General features: G+C 66.6%; 7 protein-coding genes and 3 pseudogenes. 5 read left to right on the top strand and 5 right to left on the bottom strand.

Annotated elements, in window-relative coordinates; all coding sequences use genetic code 11:
• Positions 1-16: 16 nt before the first annotated feature.
• The 5 genes and pseudogenes from ACZK2V_RS21220 to ACZK2V_RS21200 form a co-directional block, all read right to left on the bottom strand.
• On the bottom strand, positions 17-1,837 hold the full coding sequence (locus ACZK2V_RS21220; RefSeq protein ID WP_486323350.1) for a TonB-dependent siderophore receptor: 1,821 nt from the start codon (positions 1,835-1,837) through the stop codon (positions 17-19).
• 54 nt (positions 1,838-1,891) lie between these two features.
• Positions 1,892-2,173, bottom strand: coding sequence for a hypothetical protein (locus tag ACZK2V_RS21215; protein WP_486322770.1), 282 nt, complete (start codon positions 2,171-2,173; stop codon positions 1,892-1,894).
• Between the two features lie 360 nt (positions 2,174-2,533).
• A pseudogene (locus ACZK2V_RS21210) lies at positions 2,534-5,642 on the bottom strand (efflux RND transporter permease subunit); the annotation flags it as partial.
• Positions 5,643-5,673: 31 nt separating this feature from the next.
• Positions 5,674-8,905, bottom strand: a pseudogene (locus ACZK2V_RS21205) (efflux RND transporter permease subunit).
• 74 nt (positions 8,906-8,979) lie between these two features.
• Positions 8,980-10,219: pseudogene (locus tag ACZK2V_RS21200) on the bottom strand (efflux RND transporter periplasmic adaptor subunit).
• A 186-nt stretch (positions 10,220-10,405) separates the two neighbouring features.
• Between ACZK2V_RS21200 and ACZK2V_RS21195 the strand changes: the two are divergent.
• From ACZK2V_RS21195 to ACZK2V_RS21175, 5 genes are all read left to right on the top strand, one after another.
• Entirely contained in the window at positions 10,406-11,725 is a 1,320-nt protein-coding gene (locus ACZK2V_RS21195; protein WP_049424104.1) for a M20 family metallopeptidase, read from the top strand.
• A 555-nt stretch (positions 11,726-12,280) separates the two neighbouring features.
• Positions 12,281-13,099 carry an NADPH-dependent 7-cyano-7-deazaguanine reductase QueF gene (gene queF, locus ACZK2V_RS21190; RefSeq protein ID WP_132810899.1) on the top strand — a complete coding sequence of 273 codons (819 nt, stop codon included), beginning with the start codon at positions 12,281-12,283 and terminating at the stop codon, positions 13,097-13,099.
• A 220-nt stretch (positions 13,100-13,319) separates the two neighbouring features.
• Positions 13,320-13,613, top strand: coding sequence for a LysM peptidoglycan-binding domain-containing protein (locus ACZK2V_RS21185; protein WP_005419771.1), 294 nt, complete (start codon positions 13,320-13,322; stop codon positions 13,611-13,613).
• Between the two features lie 44 nt (positions 13,614-13,657).
• Positions 13,658-14,170, top strand: a complete 513-nt coding sequence (locus tag ACZK2V_RS21180; RefSeq protein ID WP_032130280.1) for a hypothetical protein — start codon at positions 13,658-13,660, stop codon at positions 14,168-14,170.
• A 341-nt stretch (positions 14,171-14,511) separates the two neighbouring features.
• A complete protein-coding gene (locus tag ACZK2V_RS21175) occupies positions 14,512-16,734 on the top strand; it encodes an NADP-dependent isocitrate dehydrogenase (RefSeq protein ID WP_486322769.1) in 2,223 nt (740 codons plus the stop codon).
• Positions 16,735-16,926 lie beyond the last annotated feature (192 nt).

Raw genomic sequence — 16,926 nt, 5'->3', positions numbered from 1 at the left:
GAAGGGTCTCCCACCATTATTGCGGGTGCGGGGTGAAATATGGAGTGCGGACCAACGGTCCGCACCCACCGTCCATGTGCGGGCCCGTCGTCCGCATGGACGGCGGGGACCGGCACCTTACATCTCCCAGCGCGCTCACCGCGAACGTGCGCGGCAGGCCGGCGCCGGCGTTGGACCAGTACTTCCGGTTGGCCAGGTTCTCGACGCTGGCACGCAGGGTCACCGGATGGCCGGACGCCAGCAGGCGATAGCCGATGCCTGCATTCACCAGCGTGTAGTCAGGCAGCTTCAGGGTGTTGTCGGCGTCATACCAGACATCGCCGTAGTAGCGCACGGCGGCGTAGGTTTCCAAGCCGTCTACCCACGGCAGCTGGTAGGTGGCGTGCAGTACCCCGCTCCAGCGCGCAGCACCGGCGGTGCGGTTGCCTTCCTGTGCGGCGCTGCCCGGGGACAGCTTGTCGTAGGTCGGATCCAGCCAGGTGACGCCGCCGCCGACGGTCAGTGCATCGTTGAGGTGCAGGTCGGCACTGGCTTCAATGCCTTCGTACAGCGTGATGCCGTCCTGCACCAGGCGCTTGCCGGCCGGCGTGAGCTCATCGATGTTGGCACCACGTTCCAGCCGAAACGCGGCCACGTTCGCATTCCAACGTGCCGCTTCGACCTTGGCCCCGATCTCGTACTGCTTGCTGATGGTGGGATCAAGCACGTCACCGGCGTTGATGTAGCTGTTGCCTACGCGGCTGCCCGCTTCGAGCGACTCGATGTAGCTGGCGTAGAGGGTGACCGCCTCGCTGGGCTTGAACATCACGGCGTAGGTCGGGGTGACCGGGTAGGTGTGGTACCGCCCCTTGGTTTCGAAGTCGTTGTAGCGCCAGCCCGCCAGCACCGACCAGCCGCTGCCGAGGTTCACCGTATCGCTTGCGAACACCGCCTGCTGCACCGTCTCGTCGCCGCGGGTCATCACCCGCGAACCAACGGCGTCGTGGCGGATGGCATGGCGCTGGTACAGGTTGGCGCGGCCAATCAGGTTCCACTCGTAGGGGCGGTCCCAGCCCAGTCCGGTCTGGTGGCTGATGCCCGCCACCACCTGATGCTGAAGGGGGCCGGTGCGGAAGCTGCCCTGCAGCATCGCCTGGGCCAGCTTCCACTCGCTCTTGCCACCCAGTTCGTAGACGTTGACGTCGTAGTCGCCGTTGAGATCGTCGATGTAGGCGAAGATCTTGTTGACGTCATTCCACGAGGTGGTGACGCCGTAACTCAGGCTGGCTTTCCAGTCGCTGTTGATCTGCCAGTTCAAGCCGGTCGACAGCAGGCTGGAGCGTGTGTCGTAGTAGGTGCCGGGCACGCTGTTGTCGGTATCTCCGGCGATCGGCCGCGGCAACGAGGTCAGGCCACGGAAGTAGTACTGCGGTGATTCCTCGCGCAGGTCGCGCGACTGGAACACTCCGTCGAAGGTCCAGATGAGCGCATCGCTCAGGCGCGCGTCCAGCGACAGTGCGCCCACCTTGCGATCGACGTGTCCGCCATTGAAGGTCTCGCCTGTTTCCTGGAAGGCGTTGAAGCGGTAGCCGAACATCTGCTCGTTGCCGAAGCGGCCGCCAACGTCGATGCCGCCGCTGACGATGCCCTGTTCGCGCCAGCCCAGCTGGGCGGAGAAGGTGGGCGTGTCCGTCGGCTTCTTGGTGATGTAATTGACGATGCCGCCGGGGGTGCCGAAGCCATACAGGAATCCGCCCGGGCCTTTCAGCAGATCGACCTGTTCCATCACTTCCAGCGGCCATTCGGTGCCCCAGGAAGAGACCTGCAGGCCATTGACCCGGTAGCTGTCGTAGTTCAGCTCCAGACCGCGGTTGCGGATGGGCGAGCTCCAGCCACTGGCATAGGCGCTGACCTAGGTGCTGACCGAAGGGTCGAGCAGGAAGGCTTCGCCCAGCGAGACCACCTGGCGCTGCTCGATCTGCTCGCGGCCAACAGCGGTGATCGCGAACGGAGTGTCGCGCAGGGCGCGGTCGCCCAGTGCGCCGGCGTCGGTATGGGTGCGTTCGGCGGTGACCTTCACCGCATCCAGATCGGTGGCGTTACGGCTGACGGCCGGCGCTTCGGCATGGGCAGCGCAGGCGGCTGACAGGGCGATGGCCAGCATGGCCAGGCGGGGAGAACGGGAAGGCAGCATCGATGGTGGTCCTCGACGGACGGCCACAGGCCATCCGCCCACGGGTGGGGGAAGGGGCAGTGGCTGGGATCACGCAGGCTGGCCGGAGATGGCAGCGGGGCGCCGCGAAGGGGCGCAGGACCATGGCTGGATGAGAATTGTTCTCTTTTCGTTACCGTGCGTCAAACCCGGAGGCATGCGGACCAACGGTCCGCACCCACCATCCGTGCCCACGGTCCGCACCCACGGCTCGTACCCACCATCCGCTCCCACGGTAGTGCCGGCCGCTGGCCGGCAGATTGGCTGTACGGAGAACGCCGGCCAGCGGCCGGCGCTACCAGTAGATCCACGCCCTGCGTGGATGGGCCCTTCTACGCCCGTTGCGCGCTTGAGCAGCTTCGCTTCGCGCCTGCGTGCGCGACGTGCGCGCCAGCGCTCGGCCAGGCAGGAGAAGATCACGTACAGCGCCGGCGTGCTGAGCAGGGTCAGGCTTTGCGAGAACAGCAGGCCGCCGATCATCGCGATACCCAGCGGACGCCGCAGCTCGGACCCTTCGCCGAGGCCGATCGCCAGCGGCACAGCAGCCAGGATCGCCACCATCGTGGTCATCATGATCGGGCGGAAGCGCACGATGCTGGCCTCGCGTGCCGCTTCGCGCGGTGCCAGCCCATGTTCGCGCTGCGCCACCAGCGCGAAGTCGATCATCATGATCGCGTTCTTCTTGACGATGCCGATCAGCAGCACCAGCGCGATCATCGAGATCACCGACAGTTCGGTATTGGTGCCGAACAACGCCAGCAGCGCACCCACGCCCGCCGCCGGCAGCGTGGACAGGATGGTGACCGGGTGGATCAGGCTCTCGTACAGCATGCCCAGCACCAGGTACACGGTCAGGATCGCGGCAAACACCAGGATCAGCATGTCGCTGGGGTCGGAGTTGAAGCCGAAGCCGGCGTCATCAGCCAGGCGGATGTCGCCGGGCATGCGCATGCCGGCCACAGTCGCGTCGATGATCGCCTTGGCCTCGCCCATGCTCACGTTCGGCGCCAGGTTGTAGCTGAGGTCCATCGTCGTGTACTGGTTCTCATGGGTGATCTGCGAAGGCGCCAGCCCCGGCACCTGCTTGGCCACCGCCGTGAGCGGCACCATGTCGCCGTTGCGCGCACGCACATGCACCTCGTCCAGCGCCGCCGGAGTAGCGGTCTGCGAGGGCAGGGCGTTGACCACCACGCTGTACTGGTTGATGTCCGAATAGATGGTCGAGATCTGGCGCTGGCCGAACGCACCGTACAGAGCGCCGTCGATGGCGCCGACCGAAACACCCAGGCGGGCGGCCTTGGCACGGTCGATCTCGATGTTCTGGCGCAGCCCGGCATTGTCCACATCGGTGCCGACGTCGCGCAGCTTCGGGTTCTTCTTCAGCTCCGCCTGCAGCTTGGGCAGCCATTCCTGCAGTGACGCCAGGTCATTGCCCTGCAGCGAGATGCGGTACTGCGCCCCCTGGCTGGAGCCACCGCCATCGTTGCTGGGCAGGTCCTGGATCGCGCGCAGGCGCAGCTGCAGGTCGGGGTAGCGGTCGGCCTTGGCGCTCAGTCGCGCCAGGGCATGTGCGGTGGTTTCGCGGCGGCCTTCCTTGCGTGATTTCAGCTCGACGTTGAACTGTGCGCTGGAGCCCTGGCGACCGCTGCCCAGGCGCACACCCACGGTCTTCACCGCCGGGTCGGCCATCAGCATGTCGGTGATGCGGCGCTGGCGGGCGACCATGTCCTCGAAGGAGACGGTGGCGCTGGAGTTGGCGCGGCCCCAGATCAGGCCGGTGTCCTGCGGCGGGAACGCGCCCTTCTTCACCGCGCCGAACAGGAAAACGGTGGCACCGATCAGCAGCAGCGGCGTCAGCGACAGCAGCAGCGCATGGCGCAGCGAGAAATCCAGGAACACGGTGTAGATGCGCAGCATGCGCTCGTGGCCGGCATCCAGCCAGCGGCCGAAGCGCGACGGCGGCGCGCTGTGGTCGTGGGCGCTGAGGAAGCGGCTGCACAGCGCCGGGGTCAGCGTCAGCGAGACGATCATCGAGACCACGATGGCCGCCACCAGGGTGACGGTGAACTCGCGGAAGAACGCGCCCATCATGCCGCTGGCGAACAGCAGCGGGATGAACACCGCCACCAGCGAGGCGGTGATCGAGACGATGGTGAAGCCGATCTCGCGCGCCGGTCAGCGCTGCCTGCATCCGCGGCATGCCTTCGTCGAGGTGGCGCATGATGTTCTCGATCACCACGATCGCATCGTCGACCACGAAGCCGATCGCGATCACCAGCGCCAGCAGGCTCAGGTTGTTCAGGGTGAAACCCATCACGTACATCACCAGCGCGGCACCGGCCAGCGACAGCGGCACGGTCACTGCGGCGATCAGCGTGGGTGCCAGCCGGCGCAGGAACAGTGCCATGGTCAGCACCACCATCGCCAGGCTGATCAGCAGAGTGATCTGCACTTCATGCAGCGACGAGCGGATGGTCGGCGTACGGTCGAAGTACGGCGTCATCGTGGTGCCCGGCTGCAGGTAGTCGCGCAGCGCGGGGATCTGTGCCTTGACCCGGTCCACGGTTTCGACGATGTTGGCGCCGGCGCGGGTGAACACGTACATCACCACCGCCGGTTTGTGGTCGAACCACGCGGCCTGGTAGGCATCCTGCTGGCCGTCGTAGACGTTGGCGATGTCCTTCAGGCGGATCACCCGGCCATCGCCCTGGGTCTTGACCACCAGGTCGGCGAAGTCGGTGGCACGCGCCACCGAGTCGTTGGCGATGATCGCGGTAGTGGTGTTGCCGTCGCTGAGGAAGCCGGTGGGCGAGGTCACGTTGGCCGCGCGCACGGCGTTGCGCAGGTCATCGGCGGTCAGGCCGAGCGCGTTCATCAGGCGCAGGTTGACGTCCACACGCACCGCCGGCGTCGAAGCGCCAGCGATGTCGACCGAAGCAACGCCGCTGATCTGGCGGATGCGCTGGGCCAGCAGCGAGTCGGCGACGTTGTACAGCTCGTCGGCCGACTGCGTCTGCGAGGTCAGCGCGATGGCGATGACCGGGTCGTCGTTCGGATTCGCCTTCTGGTACATCGGCGAGCCCATGCCCGAAGGCAGGTCGGCCTGCGCCGAGTTGATCGCGGTCTGCACGTCCAGCGCGGCCGAATCGATGTTGTGGCCGCTCTGGAAGATCATGAACACCAGCGAGCTGCCTTCCGAGCTCGACGAGCGCATGCGGTCGATGCCCGGCAGCTGGCCGAGGTGGCGCTCCAGCGGCGCGGTGACTGTCGAGGCCATGGTCGCCGCATCCGCGCCGGACTGGCTGGCGTGCACGAAGATCACCGGTATCTCGATGTTCGGCAGTGCCGATACGCCCAGGCGCAGGTAGCAGATCAGGCCGACCATGAATAGGCCGATGGCCAGCAGCGCGGTGCCGATCGGGCGGCGGATGAAGGGGCCGGACAGGTTCATCGTGCGGCCCACCGCAGCAGCGGGGCGTGGATCATGCCTGCGGCTCCTGCAGCGAACCGTCGCGCAGTGCGCGCTGCTCGCGGCGGCGGGCCAGCCATTCGGAGAAGCGCTCCATATACAGGTAGATCACCGGCGTGGTGTACAGGGTCACCAGCTGCGACAGCAGCAGGCCGCCGACGATGGCGATGCCCAGCGGGCGGCGCAGTTCCGAACCGATGCCGGTGCCCAGTGCCAACGGCAGCGCGCCGAGCATGGCCGCGGCGGTGGTCATCATGATCGGGCGGAAGCGCAGCAGACAGGCGCGGCGGATCGCTTCATGCGCGTTGGCGCCGGCGCGGCGCGCCTCGATCGCGAAGTCCACCATCATGATGCCGTTCTTCTTGACGATGCCGATCAGCAGCACGATGCCGACGATGCCATCCACCGACAGGCTCAGCCCGCACAGCATCAGTGCCAGCAGCGCGCCGACACCGGCCGGCGGCAGCGTGGAGATGATCGTGATCGGGTGGATGTAGCTCTCATAGAGCACGCCCAGCACGATGTAGATCACCACCAGCGAGGCCAGCAGCAGCCACACCACATCGGTCTGGCTGCCGGTGAATTCGGCGGCCTTGCCGATGAATTCGGCATGCAGGTGGGTGGGCATGTCCAGGCTGTCCTTGGTCTCCTGGATCGCCCGCACCGCTTCGGACAGCGAATAGCCCGGCGCCACGTTGAACGAGACCGTCACTGCCGGCAGTTGCTGCTGGTGGCTGACCACCAGCGGCGCACTGCTGACCTTGCCTTCGGCCAGTGCCGACAGCGGAATGATGCTGCCCGCGCCGACGGTGATGCCGGTGTTCTGCGCGCCGATGCCGGTAGCCGTCGATGAGTTCGACGAGGTGACCTGGCCGAAACTGGTGGCATTGGTGCCGGTCAGTGCACCGGCACCATTGGAGGCAACGGCCAGCTGTTCCATCAGCGCGGTGCTGGTGCGGAACTCTGGCGCCACTTCCAGCACAACCCGATACTGGTTGAGTTCGGTGAAGATGGTCGAGATCTGGCGCTGGCCGAACGCATCGTAGAGGGTGTCGTCGATGGTCTGCATCGGCACGCCCAGCACGCTTGCCTTGTCGCGGTCGATGTTCAGTTCAAGCGCGGCCCTGGTTGGACAGGTTGTTGTCGACGTCGGTCAGTTCCGGGCGCTTGCGCAGCGCTTCGGTCAGGCGTGTGGCCTGGGTGGCCACGGTCGCCGGATCGACGTCCGACAGCGAGTACTGGTACTCGGTGGCGGCCACGCGGGTATCCAGCGTCACGTCCTGGACCGGCTTCAGGTACAGGGCCACGCCCGGAATACCGGCCACCGCCTTCTGCAGGCGCGGCAGGATCTTGTCCAGGCCGTCGCGCTCGCCGCGTTCCTTCAGCACGATCGACAGCTGGCCCTGGTTGAGCGTGGGGTTCATGCTGCCGGCACCGATGAACGCCGACACGCCGGTCACATCCGGGTCCTGGCGCAGCGCTTCGGCCACCTGCTTGGTGCGCTGCTCCATCTGCGGGAAGGCGATGTTCTGGTCAGCCTGGACCACGCCGGTGATCAGGCCGGTGTCCTGTTCGGGCAGCAGGCCCTTGGGAATCAGCACGTACAGCAGCACGGTCAGCACCAGTGCGCCGCCGGCCACGGCCAGGGTCAGGCGCTGGTGGTCCAGCACCCAGTCCAGGCTGCGCTCGTACAGGCCGACGGTGCGCGTCCACAGGTTCTGCTTGCCGGCCGCCGCCGCACGCTCATGTGCGTCCTCGCCTTCGGGCAGGGCGTCGGGCTTGAGCAGGTAGGCGCACATCATCGGGGTCAGCGTCAGCGAGATCAGCATCGACAGCACGACGGCGATGCTCAGCACCCACGCGAACTCGTGGAACAGGCGGCCGGTGACGCCGGGCATCAGCAGCAGCGGCAGGAACACCGCCACCAGCGAAACGGTCAGCGACAGCACGGTGAAGCCGATCTGGCGCGCACCGATTTCGGCCGCTTCCTTGCCACTCTTGCCCTGCTCGATGTAACGCACGATGTTCTCGATCATCACGATCGCATCGTCGACCACGAAGCCGGTGGCCACCACCAGCGCCATCAGCGAGAGGTTGTCCAGCGACATGCCGGCAAAGGCCATCACCGCGAAGGTGCCGGCCAGCGACAACGGCACCGCCACCGAGGGAATGATCGTGGCCCACAGGCGGCGCAGGAACACGAAGATCACCGCCACCACCAGGCCGATGGTCAGGATCAGGGTGAACTGCACCTCATGCACCGAGGCGCGGATGGTCTCGGTACGGTCGTTGAAGATCTCCAGGTGCACGTCGGCTGGCAGCACGCCCTGCAGCTGCGGCAGGATCGCGCGGATGCGCTCGACGGTCTGCACGATGTTGGCGCCGGGCTGGCGGCGCACTTCCAGCAGCACCGCCGGCTTGCCATCGGCCCAGGCGGCCAGCTGGTCGTTCTCCACGCCATCAACCACTTCGGCCACGTCGGACAAACGCACGGGACGTCCGTTCTTGTAGCTGATGATGGTGTCGCGGTACTCGGCGGCACTGGTGAGCTGGTCGTTGGTACCGATGCTGTAGGACTGCGTCTTGCCGTTCAGCGAACCCTTCGGCGCGTTGACGTTGGCCTGGGTCAGCGCGCTGCGCAGCTGTTCCAGGGTCAGGCCCATGTTCGACAGCTGGGCCGGATTGGCCTGGATGCGCACGGCCGGGCGCACGTTGCCGGCGATCGAGACCAGGCCCACGCCCTGCACCTGCGACAGTCGCTGGGCCAGGATCGAGTCGGCGTAGTTGTTGACGTCGCGCAGCGGGCGCGTGTCAGAGGTCAGTTTCAGGGTGACGATGGCCGCGTCGGCCGGATTCACCCGGTTGTAGACCGGCTGGTAGGGCAGCGACGAGGGCAGGGTGGCCTGGCGGATCGCCGCCTGCACGTCCTGCGCGGCAATGTCGATGTTCCGGTCCATCGAGAACTGCAGGATGATCGTGGACAACCCGGCCGACGAGTCGGAGGTCATCAGCTCCAGCCCGGAGATCTGCCCGAACTGACGCTCCAGCGGTGTGGTGACCAGCGAGGCCATGGTGGTGGCGTTGGCGCCGGGGTACTGGGTGGTGACCACCAGGCTGGGCGCATCGATTTCCGGCAGCGCCGACACCGGCAGCTTGCGGTAACCGAGGATGCCCAGCAGCAACAGGCCCGCCATCAGCAGCGAGGTGGCGATGGGGCGGCGGATGAAGATCGTCGAAAAGCCCACGGACTGATCCTTGCTGGCACTTCAATGTCGGCGCCGGCAGGCTTGCCGGCGCGAGGGAGGTCGGTAGCCTGCGCTCAGCGCGGGCCGCCGCCACGACGGCCACCGCCGCCGTTCTTCTGCTCGGCGGCCTTCAGCTCGGCTTCGGTCGGCACCGCCGGGGTTTCGCCCGGCTTCAGCGCGGTGACCTTGCTGCCCGGCTTCAAGCGGAACTGGCCTTCACTGACCACCCGCTCGCCGCCCTTCAGGCCCTCGGCGATCTGCACCTGGCTGTCACCCACTTCCACGCCGCTGCGCACGGTCTGCATCTTCACCGTGTTGTCGCCCTGCACCACATAGACGTACTCGCCGTCCGGGCCACGCAGCACCGCCTGGGTCGGAATGACCACGCCACCGGCAATCGTGCGCAGCTGCATGCGTACGTTGACGAACTGGCCCGGCCACAGGCCGTTGTCGGTGTTGTCGAAGGTCGCGCGCCTTGAACGTGCCGCTGTCGGCACTGATCAGGTTGTCGACCACGTCAAGCTTGCCGTCGCCGGACAGCACGTGCGAATCGGCGCGGTCCAGTGCCGCGACGGGTACCGCACCGGCGGCCTGCGCCTGGCGCACATCGCCGAGCTGGCGCTCGGGCAGGTTGAACAGCACGTGGATCGGATGGATCTGGGTCAGCGTGACCAGCGCGGTGCCGGCGTTGACCACGTTGCCGGCGTCGACCGCGCGGATGCCGGCGATGCCGGTGATCGGCGCGGTGACCTTGGTGTACTGCAGCTGCACCTTCGCCGAGCGCATGCTGGCCTCGTTCGCCGCGACTGCGCTTTCGTACTGTGCCACTTGGTTTCGCTGTGTATCCAGATCGGTCTTGGCGACGAACTGGCGATACTCCGGCGCGTTCGAGCGCTGGTAGTTGGAACGCGCGGTGGCCAGCAGCGCCTCGTTCTGGCGCTTGGAGGCCACGGCCTGGTCATAGCTGGCCTGGGCGGTGCGCGGGTCGATCACCGCCAGCACATCGCCCTTCTTCACTTCCTGGCCTTCGCGGAAATTCAGGCTCATCAGCTGGCCGCCAACCTGCGGGCTGACGGTGACGGTGTTCATTGCGGTCACCGTACCCAGCGCGCTGGCATAGACCGGCACGTCCTGGCGTGCCGCATCCACCACGGTCACCGGCACCGGGCCGGCATCCGGGTCTTCACCGCCCTGGCGCGCAGCTGCCGCCGGGCCACCGGCCTTGTCCTTGCCCCCGCCGAGTACGCGCAGGCCGACCACGGCCAGCACCAGTACCGCCACGACCAGCAGCACGATCTTCCAAACACGTGACATTCAAGGACTCCAAGAGGGCTGGACGGGGCACGGCCCCGGTTGGCAATGCGCAAAGCATACCTGCGCCACATCACGTTTCCTGCATGACGGATGGGACGGGCGCTAAGACCGGATCCGGCCGCGGAGGTTCCCGTAGCGGCGGTGTTGCCCTACATTCAGCTGGAACCCCCTGCCGTGGAGATCGTGATGCGCCGTTCGTTGCTGCTGTCCGCCCTGCTGCTGGCCTTGCCGGCTCTTGCCCACGCCCAGGACGGGCAGCGCCCGGAGGTGACCGCTGCCGCCCAGCGGCTGCAGGCCAAGGTGGTGGAATGGCGGCGCGATTTCCACCAGCACCCGGAACTGTCCAACCGTGAGGTGCGCACCTCGGCCGAGGTCGCCAAGCGCCTGCGTGCGATGGGCCTGAAGCCGAAGACCGGCATCGCCCACCACGGCGTGGTGGCGATCATCGAAGGTGGCAAGCCCGGGCCGAAGATCGCCCTGCGCGCGGACATGGACGCGCTGCCGGTGACCGAACAGACCGGCCTGCCGTTCGCCTCGAAAGCCACCGACCAGTACCGTGGGCAGACCGTGGGCGTGATGCATGCCTGCGGCCATGACGCGCACACCGCCACCCTGCTCGGCGTGGCCGAGGCACTGGTGTCGATGAAGAAGGATCTGCCGGGCCAGGTGATGCTGATCTTCCAGCCGGCCGAAGAGGGTGCACCGCCGCCGGAAGAGGGTGGTGCTGCCCTGATGCTGAAGGAAGGCCTGTTCGCCGACTTCAAGCCGGAAGCCGTGTTTGGCCTGCATGTGTTCTCCAGCGTGCAGGCTGGGCAGATCGCCGTGCGCGGTGGCCCGCTGATGGCGGCTTCGGATCGTTTCGGGATCAAAGTGATCGGTCGGCAGACGCATGGCTCGGCGCCGTGGAACGGTGTTGATCCGATCGTGGCCACCGCTGACCTGGTCGGCACCGCGCAGACCATCGTCAGCCGCCGCGCGAACCTGTCCAAGCAGCCGGCGGTGCTGACCTTCGGCGCGATCAACGGTGGCATCCGCTACAACATCATTCCGGATGAAGTGGAAATGGTCGGCACCATCCGTACCTTCGACGAAGGCATGCGGCAGCAGATCTTCGCCGACCTGCGCAACGTGGCCGAGCACACCGCCGCCGCGCACGGTGCCAGGGCGGTGACGGACATCTACGAGTCGGAGGGCAATCCGGCCACGGTGAACGACCCGGCGCTGACCGCGAAGATGCTGCCGAGCCTGCAGGCGGTGGTGGGCAAGGACAACGTGTACGAGCCACCGCTGCAGATGGGTGCGGAGGATTTCTCGCTGTACGCGAAGGAAGTGCCGGGGATGTTCTTCTTCGTCGGCTCCACCAGCGTGGGCATCGATCCGGCGACGGCGCCGGCCAACCATTCGCCGAAGTTCCTGCTGGATGAGAAGGCGCTGGATGTTGGATTCCGCGCGCTGCTGCAGGTGAGCCTGGATTACCTGCACGGTGCAGGTACTCCCGCGGGGTGAGGGTTTCCGGCAGGGCTTGCAGCCCTGCACCCGCAGAGGCCAAGGCAACAGCCGGAGCAACGGCAGAAGCCGGCTATCTGTGGGTTGGCGGGGCGGGTCCGGTGGCAGGGGACGGCGCAAGTACGTCCCTGTAGCCTCGGTCGCCGCATCCATGCGGCTCACGCCCCTGCCACCGGACCCACCCCGCCTTCGACAGTTTCCCGCGATCTGTCGGAAGGGCGCTCTGCTTTGGTAGGTGTCGACCTTGGTCGACACGGGCAGACATCGAGAATGTCTGAAGGATCAGCTTTTGATTTTGATTTTCTGATCTTTTCCGTGGTGGATCGGCGGCAGAAATGTGTCCGGGGGCCGGGCGGGTGGGGCTGGCGGGGTATCCGCGCCATGGATGGCGCGGCTAAGCCTCCAGGGACGGATTCACTGCGTCCCCGCCAGCCCCATCCGCCCGGCCCACTCCCGGGAATCCAGGCTTTCGACGACCCAACACCCCACCACGGAGGGGCTCCGCCGTTGGCCGACCCGGCCGAAGGCCCGCCGTCCGCGCGATACAATGCCCCCATGAACACCCCACAGGATTCCAGCCTCGGTCGCGAGGTCAGTTACCCGTCGCAGTACGATCCCGGCCTGCTGTTTCCCATCCCCCGCAGCGGTGCCCGCGCCGAGATCGGCCTCGACGACGCCGCGCTGCCGTTCGTCGGCCATGACCGCTGGCATGCCTTCGAGCTGAGCTGGCTCGACACGCGTGGCAAGCCGCAGGTCGCCGTCGCCACCGTGCAGGTGCCGTGCACCTCGCCGCGGCTGATCGAATCGAAGTCGTTCAAGCTGTACCTGAATTCCCTCAACAGCACCCGTATCGACAGCGCCGAGGCACTGCGCGCGCGCATCGTCGACGACCTGTCTGCCTGCGCCGGTGCGCCGGTCCAGATCGAGTTCGGCCTGCCGGGTCTGCGTGAGACGCCGCTCGGTGAATCCATCGACGGACTGGACGTGGAGATCGACTGCTACGGCCCGCCGCAGGCGGACTTTCTGACTGCCGACGCGGGCGAAGTGGTGGAGGAGACCCTGGTCTCGTCGCTGCTGAAGTCCAACTGCCCGGTCACCGGCCAGCCGGACTGGGCCACGGTCAGCCTGCGTTACCGTGGGCCGAAGATCGACCGCGCGGGCCTGCTGCGCTACCTGGTCAGCTACCGCGAGCACGCCGAGTTCCACGAGCAGTGCGTTGAGCGGATCTTCAGCGAAGTGTCCGCCCGCTGCCAGCCGCAGTGGCTGGAAGTGGAGGCCCGCTATACCCGCCGTGGTGGCCTGGACATCAATCCCTGGCGCGCCAGCCCCGGCATCGCTGCCCCGGCCGCGACCTACCGCGAACTGCGGCAATAACCGCCGCAGACGGTTACGGGTAATGCCGGCCGCTGGCCGGCAACCGCAGGGAACCCGCATCCAGGGCCAGTGCAAGCCGGCCAGCGGCCGGCACTACCGGGCACCGTCTCTCCCGATTGTTCAGCCGCCCCCCGGGGGCGGCTTCACATCTGCACCATCCCCATTTAACAACCGCCATGGCAACGTGCGAACCACGTAGTCATGCAGACGGGAGTTGTGGATGAGTACCGAGAAGAAAGCCGATTTCTCCGGCGTCAGTGGCAGCGTCGACAGTACCGCCGAGCAGGTGCCGAAGGCGGACTTCTCTGGCGTCAGCGCTTCGGTGGACAGCACCGCAGACGTCGTCAGCGGCGGCACCTACACCGTGCAGAAGGGTGACTCGTTGTCGAAGATCGCCAAGCAGCATCTGGGCGACGCCAATGCCTGGAAGAAGATCTTCGAAGCCAATCGCGATGTGCTTGACGACCCGGACAAGATCTTCCCGGGCCAGACCCTGAAACTGCCGCCGAAGTAAACGGCGATCGAACGCCGTCCGACAATCCCTGGGAGGAACCCCGAATGATCAAGACCACCCCGCTCCAGACCGCCCTGATTGCCGCCCTGCTGGGCAGCGTTGCCCTGGTCGGTTGCAAGAAGAAAGAAGAGTCGACCGACAGCAACGCCGCCCCGGCAGCGACCGCTCCGGCCGAACCGGCAGCACCGGCGCCGATGACCGGCGCACCGCCGCCGATGGCAGAAGCCGCTGCCGTCAGCGTCTCGGCCGTCACCGTTGGCAAGACCGCAGCCGCCGACAAGTCGGTTGCAACGACAGCATTGTTCGCACCGAAGGATGACGTCATCGTCTCGGTCAAGACCGACGGTGCCGCCAACAACGTCACCGTTGGCGCGAAGCTGACCTACCAGGACGGCCAGGTGGCCGGCGAACAGAACGCCACCCTGAACACCAGCGGTGCGGAAACCACCAACGTCACCTTCAAGAATGCAAAGGGCTGGCCGGCCGGCAAGTACCGCGCCGAAGTCACCGTCGATGGCAAGGCGGCCGGAACGCCGCAGGAGTTCGAGGTCAAGTAAGTCCTGCCGACTCTCTCCCGGCAGGGCTCACGATGGACGCAGCCGCGAGGCTGCGTCCTTTTTTTTGGGCGACGGTTGGCGCTATCCACGCATGGCGTGGATCTACTGACAACCGGGCCGTGCTTCATCCACGCCGTGCGGGGATGGATCACAGCGTTGCCGCCGTGCAGTACCGCCGCGTATGGCGCGGCTTTGCCCCGCGCGGCTGAAAACGCGACAATGCAGGGGTTTCCCCGCCGCGCGCCCACCCTGACGGCGACGGGGGAAAGCGACACGGTTGCACGTGGCCCGGCGCTGGCGCCGGCCTTCCCCTGAGCATTGCTACAGAGTCCAAGTCCCCCATGTCCAAGATCCTCTACACGCTGACCGACGAAGCACCGTTCCTGGCGACCCAGTCGCTGCTGCCGATCGTCGACGCCTATACCGCCACTGCCGGCATCGTGGTGGAAACCCGTGACATCTCGCTGTCCGGCCGCATCCTGTCGCAGTTCCCGGAACTGCTGTCCGACGCGCAGAAGGTCAGCGACGACCTGGCCGAGCTGGGCCAGCTGGCGACCACCCCGGACGCCAACATCATCAAGCTGCCGAACATCTCCGCCTCGGTGCCGCAGTTGAAGGCGGCCATCAAGGAACTGCAGGACCAGGGCTATCCGCTGCCGGATTACCCGGAAACCCCGGCCGACGACCAGCAGCGCGACTACAAGGCGCGCTACGACAAGGTCAAGGGCAGTGCGGTGAACCCGGTGCTGCGCGAAGGCAACTCCGACCGCCGTGCACCGCTGTCGGTGAAGAACTACGCGCGCAAGCACCCGCACCGCATGGGCGCCTGGGCGTCGGATTCGAAGTCGCACGTCGCGCACATGGCCGCCGGCGATTTCTACGGCAGCGAGCAGTCGGCCACCCTGGCCAACGCCGGTGCGCTGAAGATCACCTTCCACGGCAAGGACGGCAGCGCCGTCGTGCTGAAGGAAAAGACCGCGGTCAAGGCCGGCGAGATCGTCGATGCCGCCGTCATGAGCCGCAAGGCGCTGGCCGCGTTCATCGGTGAGCAGATCGCCGATGCCAAGGCCCAGGGCGTGCTGTTCTCGCTGCACCTGAAGGCGACCATGATGAAGGTCTCCGACCCGATCATGTTCGGCGTGGCGGTCAACGAGTTCTACAAGGACGTGCTGGCCAAGCACGCCGACGTGCTCAAGCAGGCCGGTTTCGATGCCAACAACGGCATCGGTGACCTGGCCGCGCGCCTGCCGTCGCTGCCGGAAGCCACCCGCGCCGCGATCGAAGCGGACCTGGCCGCCGAGTACGCGCAGCGTCCGGGCGTGGCCATGGTCAATTCGGACAAGGGCATCACCAACCTGCACGTGCCGAGCGACGTGATCGTCGACGCCTCGATGCCGGCGATGATCCGCGACTCGGGCAAGATGTGGAACGCCGAAGGCAAGCTGCAGGACACCAAGGCGGTCATTCCGGACCGCTGCTACGCCGGCGTGTACCAGGCCGTCATCGACGACTGCAAGGCGCACGGCGCCTTTGACCCGGCCACCATGGGCTCGGTGCCGAACGTCGGCCTGATGGCGCAGAAGGCCGAAGAGTACGGTTCGCACGACAAGACCTTCCAGATCGCTGCCGACGGCGTGGTCAAGGTCACCGACGATGCCGGCAACGTGGTGTTCGAACACGCCGTGGAAGCCGGTGACATCTGGCGCATGTGCCAGACCAAGGACGCGCCGATCCAGGACTGGGTCAAGCTGGCCGTCGAACGCGCCCGCCTGAGCAGCACCCCGGCCGTGTTCTGGCTCGATGCCGCCCGCGCCCACGACGCGCAGGTCATCGCCAAGGTCGAGCAGTACCTGAAGAACCACGACACCAGCGGCCTGGATATCCGCATCCTTCCGCCGGTGGAAGCCACCGCGTTCTCGCTGGACCGCATCCGCAAGGGCGAGGACACCATCTCGGTGACCGGCAACGTGCTGCGCGACTACCTGACCGACCTGTTCCCGATCATGGAGCTGGGCACCAGCGCCAAGATGCTGTCGATCGTGCCGCTGATGGCCGGTGGCGGCCTGTTCGAGACCGGCGCCGGTGGTTCGGCCCCGAAGCACGTGCAGCAGTTCGTTGAAGAGGACTACCTGCGCTGGGATTCGCTGGGCGAATTCCTGGCCTTGGCCGCGTCGCTGGAACACCTGGGCAACCGCTACAACAACGCCGCAGCCCGCGTGCTGGCCAAGGCGCTGGACGAAGCCAACGGCCAGTTCCTGGACAACGACAAGTCGCCGTCGCGCAAGCTGGGTGGCATCGACAACCGTGGCAGCCACTTCTACATCGCGTTGTACTGGGCGCAGGCGCTGGCCGCGCAGGACGAAGATGCCGCACTGAAGGCACGCTTCGCCCCGCTGGCCAAGGCGCTGACCGACAACGAGCAGAAGATCGTTGACGAGCTGATCGCGGTACAGGGCAAGGCCGTGGACATCGGCGGCTACTACCGCCCGGACGTGGCCAAGGCCAGCAAGGCGATGCGCCCGAGCGCGACCTTCAACGCCGCGCTGGAGCAGCTGCGCGGCTGATCCATCGCCGCTCGGCCGTGACACCGGAACCCGCGCTTCGGCGCGGGTTTCTTTTTGGGCCAGGATTACTGCGGCCCTTCATCCACGCATGGCGTGGATCTACCGGGGTCCAGAACCGTGACATCCATCGGCTGTCGGAATGCCGTCAAAGGGGCATGAAACTTGCCCGCGATGGCCGTCGCAGAACGGATA

The organism is Stenotrophomonas sp. 93052_Sma (assembly GCF_056481145.1).
Note: the sequence above shows the minus strand (reverse complement) of the source record. Positions and strands in the feature narration are given on the sequence as shown.

What these genes read in the sequence shown, in the direction of transcription:
- queF (WP_132810899.1), top strand. Translation starts at nt 12,281, where the DNA reads ATGAACACCCCACAGGATTCCAGCCTCGGTCGCGAGGTCAGTTACCCG.
- ACZK2V_RS21185 (WP_005419771.1), top strand. Translation starts at nt 13,320, where the DNA reads ATGAGTACCGAGAAGAAAGCCGATTTCTCCGGCGTCAGTGGCAGCGTC.
- ACZK2V_RS21175 (WP_486322769.1), top strand. Translation starts at nt 14,512, where the DNA reads ATGTCCAAGATCCTCTACACGCTGACCGACGAAGCACCGTTCCTGGCG.
- ACZK2V_RS21215 (WP_486322770.1), bottom strand. Translation starts at nt 2,173, where the DNA reads ATGCTGCCTTCCCGTTCTCCCCGCCTGGCCATGCTGGCCATCGCCCTG.
- ACZK2V_RS21180 (WP_032130280.1), top strand. Translation starts at nt 13,658, where the DNA reads ATGATCAAGACCACCCCGCTCCAGACCGCCCTGATTGCCGCCCTGCTG.
- ACZK2V_RS21195 (WP_049424104.1), top strand. Translation starts at nt 10,406, where the DNA reads ATGCGCCGTTCGTTGCTGCTGTCCGCCCTGCTGCTGGCCTTGCCGGCT.